Source organism: Nocardia sp. NPDC058114, assembly GCF_042884695.1.
In the GTDB taxonomy this organism is placed as follows: Bacteria; Actinomycetota; Actinomycetes; order Mycobacteriales; family Mycobacteriaceae; genus Nocardia.
Window position 1 is genome coordinate 227,680 of the sequence record NZ_JBHVTK010000001.1, and the last position, 11,797, is coordinate 239,476.

Annotated in this window: 10 protein-coding genes; 4 read left to right on the forward strand and 6 right to left on the reverse strand. The window is 69.1% G+C overall.

Going from position 1 to position 11,797, the window contains the following annotated elements:
• Positions 1-6: 6 nt before the first annotated feature.
• Both ACFVVI_RS01075 and ACFVVI_RS01080 read right to left on the reverse strand, forming a co-directional pair.
• Entirely contained in the window at positions 7-1,098 is a 1,092-nt protein-coding gene (locus tag ACFVVI_RS01075) for a hypothetical protein (RefSeq protein ID WP_378992295.1), read from the reverse strand.
• A 14-nt stretch (positions 1,099-1,112) separates the two neighbouring features.
• The gene (locus ACFVVI_RS01080) at positions 1,113-2,237 is read right to left on the reverse strand and encodes a phosphotransferase family protein (RefSeq protein ID WP_387442269.1); all 1,125 of its coding nucleotides are present in this window, start codon (positions 2,235-2,237) and stop codon (positions 1,113-1,115) included.
• Positions 2,238-2,430: 193 nt separating this feature from the next.
• Between ACFVVI_RS01080 and ACFVVI_RS01085 the strand changes: the two genes are divergently transcribed.
• Positions 2,431-3,786 carry a DoxX family protein gene (locus tag ACFVVI_RS01085; protein WP_387442272.1) on the forward strand — a complete coding sequence of 452 codons (1,356 nt, stop codon included), beginning with the start codon at positions 2,431-2,433 and terminating at the stop codon, positions 3,784-3,786.
• A gap of 16 nt (positions 3,787-3,802) precedes the next feature.
• Here ACFVVI_RS01085 and ACFVVI_RS01090 read toward each other — a convergent pair whose 3' ends face one another.
• Both ACFVVI_RS01090 and ACFVVI_RS01095 read right to left on the reverse strand, forming a co-directional pair.
• Positions 3,803-4,762, reverse strand: a complete 960-nt coding sequence (locus ACFVVI_RS01090; protein ID WP_378992297.1) for an isopenicillin N synthase family dioxygenase — start codon at positions 4,760-4,762, stop codon at positions 3,803-3,805.
• A complete protein-coding gene (locus ACFVVI_RS01095) occupies positions 4,759-5,226 on the reverse strand; it encodes a nucleoside deaminase (protein ID WP_378992299.1) in 468 nt (155 codons plus the stop codon). The genes ACFVVI_RS01090 and ACFVVI_RS01095 overlap by 4 nt, the downstream gene beginning before the upstream one ends.
• Positions 5,227-5,311: 85 nt before the next feature.
• Here ACFVVI_RS01095 and ACFVVI_RS01100 point away from each other — a divergent pair, with 85 nt between their 5' ends.
• Complete coding sequence (locus ACFVVI_RS01100; protein WP_387442275.1) at positions 5,312-6,844, forward strand: PucR family transcriptional regulator; 1,533 nt, start codon at positions 5,312-5,314, stop codon at positions 6,842-6,844.
• Positions 6,845-6,922: 78 nt separating this feature from the next.
• On the opposite strand, the gene ACFVVI_RS01105 is transcribed toward ACFVVI_RS01100, so the two are convergent.
• A complete protein-coding gene (locus ACFVVI_RS01105; RefSeq protein WP_387442278.1) occupies positions 6,923-8,326 on the reverse strand; it encodes a purine-cytosine permease family protein in 1,404 nt (467 codons plus the stop codon).
• A gap of 148 nt (positions 8,327-8,474) precedes the next feature.
• Between ACFVVI_RS01105 and cobA the strand changes: the two genes are divergently transcribed.
• The gene (gene cobA / locus ACFVVI_RS01110; RefSeq protein WP_378992303.1) at positions 8,475-9,716 is read left to right on the forward strand and encodes a uroporphyrinogen-III C-methyltransferase; all 1,242 of its coding nucleotides are present in this window, start codon (positions 8,475-8,477) and stop codon (positions 9,714-9,716) included.
• Between the two features lie 78 nt (positions 9,717-9,794).
• Positions 9,795-11,255, forward strand: a complete 1,461-nt coding sequence (locus tag ACFVVI_RS01115; RefSeq protein WP_378628251.1) for an MFS transporter — start codon at positions 9,795-9,797, stop codon at positions 11,253-11,255.
• Between the two features lie 18 nt (positions 11,256-11,273).
• Here the strand turns inward: ACFVVI_RS01115 and ACFVVI_RS01120 are convergent, their stop codons facing one another.
• On the reverse strand, positions 11,274-11,747 hold the full coding sequence (locus ACFVVI_RS01120; RefSeq protein ID WP_378992304.1) for a PPOX class F420-dependent oxidoreductase: 474 nt from the start codon (positions 11,745-11,747) through the stop codon (positions 11,274-11,276).
• Positions 11,748-11,797 lie beyond the last annotated feature (50 nt).

An 11,797-nucleotide genomic window follows, 5' to 3' on the forward strand; every position in this document is an offset into this window, starting at 1 on the left:
GTTCCGTCAAGGGGCGACGGAAGACCAATCGGCGAAACCCGTGGGGTCGTGGCGGCCCATGGAGGCGTGTTCGAACAGGCCCCAGCCTTCGAGATCACCACAGCGGGCGTAGCCGATGTGGTCGATCACGCCGTAGGGGGTGCGGCCCTTGATCGCGGGGTCGGTGAGGTCGTAGGCGCTCGACAGCGACCAGTTCTCGCCCATCCAGCGGCCGTGGGTCCAGTCGGGGTCGGCGCCGTAACCGCAGCCGACGTGCAGGGCGATCCCGGGGCGCGACTCGATCTCGACCTCGAGCGGCTTCCCGTCGGGGGTGGTCATGTCCAGGCGCACGGATTTCGGGTGCCGGGTGCCGGACTCGTAGGTCCAGTGCATGCGCGGCCAGCCCAGTTGTTCCTTGCGCCCGTCGTTCCAGATCCGCACCGCGTTGTTGAGGGTGCGGGTGCCGTCGGGCTCCTCCTGCACGATCACCACGATCGAGAAATCCTGGAACCGCAGCGGCGCGTACAGCCACCAGAAACCGTCCATGCCGGTCGGCCTGCCTGCGGGTTCGGGCTCACCGGAGGGCCGGATGCCCCAGGATCGATCGCGGCTGCCCGTCCACACCGCCGGGTCGACCGGGTAGTCGATGCCGTCGACCGCGAGAGTGCCCTCCCACGAACCCGATTGGGCGAAGCGCGAGGCCTCGATGATCGGCTTGGTGCCGGACAGGATCAGGTGCGGCTGCTCCTGCACGGCGGGCTGCGCACCGGTCCAGGTCAGATCGAACCCGAGATCGTCGTGCTCGCAGACCACTCGGAGCTTCTGGAGCGGCTCGATCACCTCGATCCGGTAGCCGCCGACGGCGGTGGTCAGATCGCGCGAGGTGAGCGCGTCGGAGAAGCGCACGCTGCGCTGGGCGTCACCGTGGCGCACCGTCGCGAACGCGTCGACCACCCCGAGGTTCGGGTACACGCCGAACCCGGTGATCAGCATCGCGTCGCCGGCCGGGTCGAAGGCGTTGAAGTAATAGCGGTCGTAGAAGTTCCGGTCGCTGGTGGCCACCCTGGCCAGCGACAGCGGGGTCTGATGGACCGGGTATTCGTCCAGGGGGACGGGCATGATCGCGCGCATAGTCAGTCCCATTCGTAGGTGCCGTCGAGCAACGCCTCGAGGGTGAGGCGGTGCATCACGTAGTCGTCGAGTTCGGCGGGCACGGTGTCCTCGCCGAAATGGATCATCCGGCACTTGATCCTGGCCATCACGATCGCGTGCCGCAGCGCGGCGTAGACGATGTAGAAGTCCAGATTCCGGACCGAATGCCCGGTCAGTTCCTCGTATTTCGCCACCACCGCGTCGCGGCGCAGGAAGTCCACCAGACCCGGCTGGTCGAAGCGGGTGGCGATGTCCTGGAAGAACCGGTGGATGAAGATGGTCCAGCCCAGGTCGAGTTCGCGTGGCGCGAACGTCGCCATCTCCCAGTCGAGCACGGCCGCCGGGGTGAACCCGTCGAACAGGATGTTGCCGGGACGAGCGTCGCCCCAGTTCAGCACTTCGGGACCGGGATCGGCCGGCCAGTTGGCCTCGAGCCAATCGAAGGTCCGCTCGATCAGCGGCACCTCGACACCGTGGTCGGTCAGTGCCCACCGGTACCAGGCGCGCTGGGCCTCGAAATGCCTGCGCAGCGCGGTGCCCGCACCGTCGAGCAGCGGGAAGCGCTCGGCCACCTTGTCGATGGCGTGCACCTGGGCGATCACCTCGACCGTCGCGTCCGCCACCAGCTCGCGCTCGGCGACCGTCGCGTCGAACAGCCAGCCGAAGAACACGTACGGCGGATTGTCCGACGGCGCCCTGCCCTCGACCCGCTCCATCACGATGAAGGGGGAGCCGAACACCGAATCGTCGAGTTCGAGCCAGCGCAGCGTCGGCACGGCGACCTCGGAGGACGCGGCGACGCCGGCCATCACCTGGTACTGCATCGCCAGGTCGTAGGACTCGAACACCGGGAACGAGCTGTCCTCGGGCGCCATCCGGATGACGAAGGACCCCTGTTCGGCGGCCCCGTCCGCCGGCCATTCGGCGTCGAACAGGATGGTGGTGCTCGACATGCCGCCGCTGGACGGTTTGTTCAGATTGCTGACCGTCACGTCGGCGCCGACCCTGTCGGTCAGCCAGCTCGCCAGCTTCCCGGCTAGCTCGTCCAGATCGCGCTCGCTGACGGTGAGCGACATCTGAGCGGCCGGATCCTGATCTTCGGACATCTACGGGGTACCCCTGTCGGCAAAACTGTAACGTGTGTCACTTCTGAGTACCGGACGGCCGACCGGAATGTAAGGGCGGCATCGCTGAGTGAGACTCAGGGTTGACAGCGCAAAGATCGGGGTTTTCCCCGACGCGCTCCACCGTATCTTCCGATTAGCTTCGGTAACAACCGAACTCGATGAGGAGGCGTGGGTGACCACAGGGACCATTGAGCGTGCGCGCGACGACATCGCGAGCCTGCCCTCACCGCCACCGATGTGGCATCCGATCACCCGGCTCGCCTTCCGGTTCAGTGTGGCGTACCTGGGCCTTTTCTGTCTGTGGATGGCTCAGATCACCTTCGTCTTCCTGGGTGTGCTCGCGCTGCGGTTGCCCGAGGAGGCCATGCTCTGGCAGATCATGGCCCTCGATCCGGTGAGTAGCTGGATCGGTGAGCACGTGTTCGGGGTGGGGGCCGAGCTGGCGATGAACGGCAGCGGCGACCAGGCCGCGATCTGGATCCAGTGCGGTCTGCTGCTGGTGGTCGCGGTGCTGATCACCCTGGTGTGGTCGGTGCTCGACCGGCGCAGGCTCGCGTATCCGCGACTGCTGAGCTGGTTTCTCACGGCGCTGCGGCTGTGTGTGGGCGGACAGATGCTGTTCTACGGATTCGCCAAGCTCATCCCGACGCAGATGCCCGAACCCGCGCTGACCACATTGCTCACCCGGGTCGGTGATCTGACGCCGATGGCGATGCTGTGGACCCAGGTCGGATCGTCACCCGCCTACGAGATCGCTTTGGGCGCAGCCGAAGTACTCGCCGGTCTGCTGCTGTTCTGGCCACGCACCGCGACGGTGGGCGCCATGCTGGGCGTGATCAGCATGGCGCAGGTGTTCCTGCTCAATCTGACTTTCGACGTGCCGGTGAAGATGCTGGCCGGGCACCTGCTGCTGATGGGGCTGGTGCTGCTCGCCCCGCAGGCGCGCAGGCTCGCGAATTTCCTCGTGCTGGAGCGTGATTCGGGCCCGGCCGTGCAGCCACCGCTGTTCTCCTCGTCGCGGGCCAACCGGTGGGCGGCGGTGGCGCAGGTCGTGGTCGGACTGTGGATCACGGCGGGCATGATCGACGCGGGAATGCAGAGCTGGCGCGAATACGGCGGCGGTGCACCGAAACCCGAGCTGTACGGCATCTGGGAGGTGCGCGAGTTCAGCGTCGAAGCGACCCCGATCCCGCCGCTGGCCACCGATCCGGTGCGCTGGCAACGCCTCGTGATCGACGTGGGCTCGGCGGGATACCAGCGGATGGACGATTCGGTGGTGCCGGTGTCGGCCACGACCGACCTGGCGGCCGCCACGATGACGCTCGTCGCCGCACCCACCGGCGCCGACGGAACCCCGGTGCCCTACGCCACCTTCACCGTCGAGCATCCCTCGGCCGACACGCTGACATTGCGTGGCGAACTGGACGGTCGGCCCGCCACGGTCACTCTCGACCGCCTCGACCTCGAGCGGTTCCCGTTGCGCAGCACAGACTTCCGCTGGGTGCAGAACCAGCCGTACTTCGAATGATCGCGCGCCCGGTGCGTCAGCCGATAGTGATGGCATCCAACCGGATACGGAGGAAATCGGCCGACACCACCGGCGGTCCCTGCGCCACCCGGCCGATCGGCGGTGCCAGCGGAGTCACCACCGCGTCGTGGTCGAGTTCGTAGAAGTAGATGAGCGAGACCAGGTCCTCCTCGGGGGCATCGGGCTGGGGTGGCAGCACCCGATGCCGACCCGACGGCCATCGCTCGCCGCTCCAATAGGCCAGCAGGTCACCGATGTTCACCGTCAGCGCCGCCGGGTCGTAGGGAGCGTCGGCCCACCCACCGGCCTCGGTGTAGACCTGTAACCCGCCCGCACCGGGTTCTCGGTCGAGCACCGTCACCGTGCCGAAGTCGGTATGCGGACCGATCCGGAACTGGCCGGGCTCCGGCTCACCGACGTCGGTCATCGGCGGATAGTGGTTGATATTGCAGGTCCAGGTCGGGCGTGCGGCCAGGTCGGCGAACGGGTTGACCGGCAGCGCGAGGGCCGCGGCGAACAGGGCGAGCAGTTCGTCGGACAGCGTGCGCACGGCGGCGGTGTACTCGGTCAGCAGCGCGCGCAGCTCCACGACCTCCGCGGGCCACACATTCGGCAGGAACCACATCTGATCGATCGCCGGATCACCGGTCGCGGTGTCGGCGCCGACGGCGAAGGTCTCCTTCAGATCCGGCGGGGTTTCGGTGCCCTCGGCATAGCCGTTGGCCTCGCGGCCGGGACCGATCCAGCCACGACCGCCGACGGCCACCGCGTACCGCTGCTTCACGTCGTCCGGCAGGGCGAAGAACCGGCGTGCGGCGGCCCGGACCGCGGCGGGCAACGCGGGGTCGATGCCGTGGCCGTGCACCAGGAGGAAGCCGGCCCGGCGCAGCCCTTCGTCGACCTCGCGTTCCACGGTGCGGGCCACCTCGCCGCCGGTGCGCCAGCGGGCCAGATCGACCGAGGCGATGCTGCTCATGCGGGTGTCTCCTTCGTCGGCGCGACGCCGATGTCCTCGAACCACAGGTCGGGGCGCTCGGCGATGAAGTCGGTCATCAGCGACACACAGCGCGGGTCGTCCAGCACGATCACCGTCACCCCGTGTTCGGCCAGCCAGTCGTGGCCGCCGTGGAAGGTCCGCGCCTCGCCGATGATCACGGTGCCGATCCCGAACTGGCGTACCAGGCCGCTGCAGTACCAGCACGGGGACAGCGTGGTGACCATGATCGTCGGCCCGTAGTCGCGGCGTCGGCCCGCGGCGCGGAAGGCGTCGGTTTCGGCGTGCACACTCGGATCGTCGTTCTGTACGCGGCGGTTGTGGCCGCGGCCCAGCAGAGTGCCGTCGGCGTCGAACAGGGCCGCACCGATGGGGACACCCCCTTCGGCCAGCCCGCGCAGGGCTTCGTCGTAGGCCACGTCCAGGAGTGCGTCCGGCGGTGTCATGGACTCCACTGTCCTGCCTGCTCGCCCGGTCGGCAACGTACATTTCGTCCATACCCGTGCGGTCGATCGATGACAGGATGACCGCATGTTGCCCACCGTCCGACAACTGCTCGCCGACCAGTTCCTGGCGGCCGACCCGCTGGTCCTGTCGGGGCGCTCGTCGCTGGACCGGGCTGTGCGGTGGGTGCACTCCAGCGAGATCTTCGAGATCAGCCCACTGCTCTCGGGCGGTGAGCTGCTGCTGACGACGGGGCTGGGGTTGGCGGGCGTCGATGCCGGAACCCGGCGTCACTACCTGCGCGAGATCGCCGATCGTGCGGTAGCCGGGGTGGCGGTCGAGCTGGGCCGCACGTTCGACACCGTCCCGCCGGACATGGTCGCGGAGGCCTCGCGGGCCGGGCTGCCGCTGATCGCCCTGCGCAGTGTGGTGCCGTTCATCGACCTGTGCCGCGCGGCCAACACGGTGATCGTCTCGCGCGAAGTGGGGATGCGGCGGGTGGTCGACGGGTTGACCCGCGAGCTGCTGGTCGAGCTCGGTGCCGGGCACGGCCCGGCGCGGCTGCTGTCGAAGGTCGGCGCGGTGACCGGGTGCCCGGTGGTGCTCACCGCGGGCAGTGGCGCGTTGGTCGCGGCGCACGGGGTCGACGATGATCGATCTGCCTGGGCCGCCGTGGAATCCGCCGGAGCTACCGCGAAGATCACGGTGCGCGACAGTTTCTGGGGCACTCTCACCGCCGGTCCCGGTTCACCGCTGGATCCGACGACGCTGGGTGAAGTCCTCGACCGTGCCGCCGCCGTGCTGGGACCGGCGCTCGCGCGATCCGCCGGCCCCAGCGGCCGGCCGCGCCGGGTGGCCACCCGGTTGCTCGCGGATCTGCTGGCGGACAAGCAGATCCGCCCCGCCGACCTCCGTGCGCGGCTGGCCGCGGCCGGTGCCGGTGCGACGGCCGGGCTACGTCTGGTCCCGGTGGCGGTCGACGCGCCGGACACGCGGATCGCCGCCAGGCTGCTCGACAGCGCGGTCAAGGAACTCGGGCGCCCCGGGGTGATCGGTGAGGTGCACGCGACGGTGTACGGGGTGCTCGCACCCGACCCCGCGGCGACCGATCCCGTCGCCGAGGTCGCGGACCTGATGCGAAAAGCGTGTGCCACCAACAGCATCGATGGCGTCACCCTGGTGGTCGGTGACCCGGCGGAGTCGACAGCGGCGAGTCTGTCCGCCGCACTCATTGCGACAGGCCCGGCACTACGACTGGCCGTCCGTCAGCGCCGCGACCGCGCCGGGCAGAGCGGCCCCGTCACCACCCGGCGCGCACTGGCCGGTGATCTGCTGGTCGACGCGCTGCCCGCCGCCGACCGAGCCCGCCTCGTCGAGACAACTCTCGCTCCGCTGATCGCCTGGGACACCGCCCATCACAGCGCTCTCACCCCCACGCTCGAAGCGTTCCTGCGTCACGGTGGCAGCGCCACCCGATGCGCCGCCGCCCTCCACATCGGCAGGCAATCGCTCTACCAACGCCTGGACCGGATCAAAGCGCTTCTCGGCTTCGATCCCGCCGCACCGGAACTCACCCCCACCTTGCTGCTGGCGCTCAGCGCGCACCGGGTGTCGAACTGACGCGGATCGCGAGCACGGGGCGGGAAGCCGGTCATCCGGCCGCTGACTGGTCCGAGTCGGCCGCCGGCTCGACGGGCCTCACGCCGCGACCACCGCCCGGTCGGCGCTGACACGTCCCCGGGTGAGGAAGAGGTACAACCCACCCGCCAGCGCGAATCCGACGAAGACGGTGATGTCGCCCAGATTCGGGAACTCCCGCACCAGGTAGCCGGTGAACTTCGCCTGGTTGGAGAACAACAGCACCGACACCACCAGGCCGGTCGCGAAGGCCACGACTCCACCCAGGTTGGTGGAGGCGCGGTCGTAGAGCAGTGGGCGGATGTCGGTGCCGCGGCGCAGGTACTGGTCGGCGAACACGACACCGAGCCACGGCCCGATCCAGTAGGCCACGATCAGCAAGAACGCCTCGTAGCCGGCCGCCGCGTCGGGCAGCGCCCACCACGCCACCAGGAAGCCGACCACGCCGAACACCGCCGAGACGAGCGCCCGCTGGGTGCGCACCGGCAGCTTCACCCCGATCGTCACGAACGCCATCGCCCCCGAGTACACATTGAGCGCGTTCGCCGCGATCGCGCCGAGGGTGATGGCCAGCAGCGTCAGATTCGCCAGTGCGCCGGGCAGATTGGCGGTGAACACGTCCGTGGGGCTCCCGGTCGCCGTGCTCACGATGGTCGCCGACGCGGCCCCGAGTGCCGACAACCACAGGCAGGAGACGAACAGCCCGGTCGCCGCGTATCCGCCGGTCGCGACCTTCGACACCGCGGTCGGCAGGTAGCGGGAGTAGTCCGCCGCGTACGGGTTCCAGCCGCCCGCGTAGCCGAAGGCGGTGCCGACGGTGAGCAGGAATCCGGCGATCCCACCCACACCGCCCGCGGGCGCGGCGCCGGTCAGCTCGGCCTTGCTGACGATCACGACGGTCACCAGCACGAAAACCACCGCCAGCAACGGGAAGACGAACCGCTCGAAGGCCTGCACCAGGTTGTGCCCGAAGACCGCGAAACCGGTCTGCAACACCACGATCAGCACCAGCGACGGAACCTTCGGCAGACCGGTCAGCGTGTTCAACGCGAACGCGCCCGACACACTGTTGGTGGCGAACCAGCCGACACCGCACATGATCGCCATGAACGTGGCGGGCAGCGCGTTCCCGCGGTACCCGAAAGCCGTGCGGCCCAGCACCATCTGCGGTACGCCGTACACCGGACCACGCGCGGACAACACGTAGTGCGCCCCGGCACCGAGACCGATACCGACCGCCAGCCCGAGCGCCGCCTGCCAGAAACTCATGCCGAAGACGGTCACCGACAGCACCCCGATGAAGATCGTGGCGAACTCGAGATTGGGCGAGGTCCACGTCCACAGCAGCCCGCGCGGACTGCCGTGCCGGGCGGATTCGGGGATGGTTTCGTTGCCGCCGGGCTCCACCGCGATCACGCGATCGGTGTAGTCCGCGGCGGGCGCGTTGTCTTCGGTCGTAGCCATTCTTGAACATTCGTCGGGTCCCGTGTCGTGGACAACCGACGGATCGTCCGTCAAGACGGGTCCGCCGACGGACAGATCGTCGATCGGCGCCGAGTCTGTCGGCGGGTGCGTTCGGGCCGCACCGAGCCAGGAACTAGGCTGGGACACTGTGCCGAACACCGCTGACACCGCATCGACCCCGCCCGCAGGCGACCCGAACTACCTGGTCGGGCTCGATCTGCGTGCACGCAGAGTAGTGGTGGTCGGCGGCGGAACCGTCGCCCAGCGCCGACTCGGCCTGCTCGTGGCCTCGGGTGCGGAGGTGCACGTGATCAGCCGGGCGGTCACCCCGGCGGTGGAGGGCATGGCTACGGCGGGACAACTCACGGTCGAACTGCGCGCTTACGCCGACGGCGATCTCGACGGCGCCTGGTACGCGATGGCCTGCACCGACGAACCGGAGACCAACGCCGCGGTGGTCGCCGAAGCCACCGCCAAGCGCATCTTCTGCGTCCGCGCCGACATCGCGCGCGACGGCACCGCGGTCACGCCCGCGACCGCTCGCTACGACGGACTCTCCCTCGGCGTACTCGCCGGTGGCGCGCACCGCCGCTCGGCCGCGGTGCGCAACGGCCTCCTCGAAGCGCTGCAATCGGGTGTGGTGACCGATGATTCGGAACCGGTGACTCCAGGCGTCGCGCTCGTCGGCGGCGGTCCCGGCGATCCCGACCTGATCACCGTGCGTGGTCGCAGGCTCCTCGCGCGCGCCGATCTGGTCGTCGCTGACCGGCTCGCCCCGCCGGAACTGCTCGCCGAACTGGGCCCGCACGTCGAGGTGATCGATGCCGCGAAGATCCCCTACGGCCGGTCGATGGCGCAGGAGGCGATCAACCTCGCGCTCGTCGAGGGCTTCAAAGCGGGCAAGTTCGTGGTCCGGCTCAAGGGCGGCGATCCGTACGTGTTCGGTCGCGGTTACGAGGAGCTCGAGGCGTGCACGGAGGCAGGCATCCCGGTGACGGTGGTGCCCGGTGTCACGAGCCCGATCTCGGTGCCCGGCGCGGCAGGCATCCCGGTGACCCATCGCGGGGTCACCCACGAGTTCGTGGTCGTGAGCGGACACGTGGCCCCCGAACATCCCGATTCGCTCGTCGACTGGTCGGCACTGGCCAAGCTGCGCGGCACCATCGTGCTGATGATGGCGGTCGAGCGGATCGACAAGTTCGCCGCGGCCCTGCTCGCCGGTGGTCGCCCGAGCGATACCCCGGCCGCGGTCATCCAGGAAGGCACGCTGCGCACGCAGCGGGTGGTGCGCGCCGACCTCGCCACGGTCGCCGACCGGGTCAAGGAAGAGGGCATCCGCCCGCCCGCGATCATCGTCATCGGCCCCACGGCCGGGTTCGGCCTCGACTAGCTTCACCGACGGCGCGCCCACTCGTTGCCGGTGCGCCAATTACACTGCCTCACTGTGCTCGATAAACCCGCTGCGACGATGCAGTATCCGGTGAAGCAGCGGGCGTTCGGCCTGGCCATCCTCGTGCTGAGCGGTCTGCAGTTCATGGTGGTGCTCGACGGCACCGTCGTGATCTTCGCCCTGCCGCGCCTGCAGCAGGACATGGGGCTGTCCAGTTCGGGCAGTGCGTGGACGGTGACCGCCTACGGGCTCACCTTCGCGGGGTTGATGCTGCTCGGTGGCAGGCTCGGCGACGCGTTCGGCCGCAAACGCATGCTGATCTACGGTGTCGGCCTGTTCACCGCCGCCTCGCTGGCGTGTGGTCTGGCCACCGGTGAGGCGATGCTGCTGATCTCGCGCGCCTTCCAGGGCGCGGGCGCCGCCATCGCGGCACCGACCGCGTTCGCACTGGTCGCGACCACCTTCGCACCCGGGCCGGCCAGGAACCAGGCGATCGCGATCGTGGGCTCGATGGCGGGCATCGGATCGGTCGGTGGTCTCATCGTCGGCGGTGCGCTGACCGAGGTCGGGTGGCGCTGGATCTTCCTGATCAACGTCCCGATCGGCGCGCTCATCGTGCTCGGCGCGGTCTACAAGCTCACCGACACCGAACACCACCGCACTCCGCTCGACATCAAGGGCGCGATCCTGGGCACCCTGGCCTGCGCGACGATCGTGTTCGGTGCCACCGAGGGCCCGGCGATGGGCTGGACGAGCCCGCTGATCCTCGGTTCGCTGATCGGCGGTTTCGTCCTGCTGGTGATCTTCGTTTTCGCCGAGCGACGCGAATCCGATCCGCTGCTGCCGTGGTCGCTGTTCGACAGCCGCGACCGGGTCGCCACCTTCGTTCTGATCTTCCTGGCCGGTGCGGTGCTCGGCGCGATGACATTCTTCGTCGCCCAGCTGCTGCAGAACGTGCTCGGCTACAGCCCGCTGCTGGCCGGTGTCGCCTCGATCCCGTTCACCATCGGCATCGGTGTCGGCGGTGCCGTGGCCTCCAAGGCCGCGTTGGTGATCGCGCCGCGCTGGTTGCTCGCCACCGCGGGTGTGGTGCTCGCCGTCGGCCTGTTCTTCGGGTCGACGCTGGACCGGCACGTGCAGTACCTGCCGACGCTGCTGGCCCTGCTGCTGGTGATCGGCTTCGGCGTCGGGATGGCGATCGTGCTCGCTCCGCTCTGCGTGCTGGTCGGGGTTCCGCCGTCGAACATCGGCCCGCTCTCGGCGGTCGGCCAGATGTTCATGAGCCTGGCGACACCGATCGCCATCGGTCTGCTCAGCCCGATCGCGGCGTCACGCACGCTGTCGCTCGGCGGCAGCGATACCCCCGGCGCGAACACGACGCCCGCCGAGATCGACGCGCTCAACAGCGGCTACACCCTGGTGCTGTTCATCTGCGCGATCATCGCCGCCGTCGCCGCGCTCGTCGCGCTGACCGTGCGCTACACCCCGCAACAGCTGGTGCAGGCGCAGCACGCGCAGGAAGAGGCCCAGCGGAGCTGACTCCGCCGGGCCCGCTGGTCAGAAGCGTCCGGCGACCTTGGTGGGGGTGACGCGGATGACGACGCGTTCGGCGTCGTCCACCGAGGCCGGGTTGAACTCGCGATACGGCTTGCCGGTGTATTTGAGCGACATCTCGTCCGGCAGCGCCCGCTCGGGATCCGGTGTGGTGGTGGCGGTTCCGCGTACCTCGGCGTACAGGAACGGCCGCTCCGGCGGGTTCACCATCACGGTGATCCGCGGGTCACGCACGAGATTCTTGGCCTGCTGCCGTGAGACGGTGGTGGAGAACAGCAGTTCGTCGCCCTCGCGTTTGATCCAGACCACGGTCAGATGCGGATGCCCGTTGGGCCCGACGGTGGCGACGGTCGCGTAGACCTTCTCCTCGTCGAGGTACGACTTCAGTTCATCGGAAAGCACTGCGGTATCGGTCACGCTCTTGGACAACGCATTGCCCGGCCGGGGAATTCCGGTCAGGATTCGATCGGTGGTCACAAGTAGCCGGAGCGCGTCGACCAGTCGCGCGGCGCGGAAACGCCGCCGCC

Bases quoted from the DNA above. Each gene is read 5' to 3' on its own strand.
- ACFVVI_RS01075 (WP_378992295.1), bottom strand. From the start codon at position 1,098: ATGCCCGTCCCCCTGGACGAATACCCGGTCCATCAGACCCCGCTGTCG.
- ACFVVI_RS01080 (WP_387442269.1), bottom strand. From the start codon at position 2,237: ATGTCCGAAGATCAGGATCCGGCCGCTCAGATGTCGCTCACCGTCAGC.
- ACFVVI_RS01090 (WP_378992297.1), bottom strand. From the start codon at position 4,762: ATGAGCAGCATCGCCTCGGTCGATCTGGCCCGCTGGCGCACCGGCGGC.
- ACFVVI_RS01095 (WP_378992299.1), bottom strand. From the start codon at position 5,226: ATGACACCGCCGGACGCACTCCTGGACGTGGCCTACGACGAAGCCCTG.
- ACFVVI_RS01100 (WP_387442275.1), top strand. From the start codon at position 5,312: ATGTTGCCCACCGTCCGACAACTGCTCGCCGACCAGTTCCTGGCGGCC.
- ACFVVI_RS01105 (WP_387442278.1), bottom strand. From the start codon at position 8,326: ATGGCTACGACCGAAGACAACGCGCCCGCCGCGGACTACACCGATCGC.
- ACFVVI_RS01115 (WP_378628251.1), top strand. From the start codon at position 9,795: ATGCAGTATCCGGTGAAGCAGCGGGCGTTCGGCCTGGCCATCCTCGTG.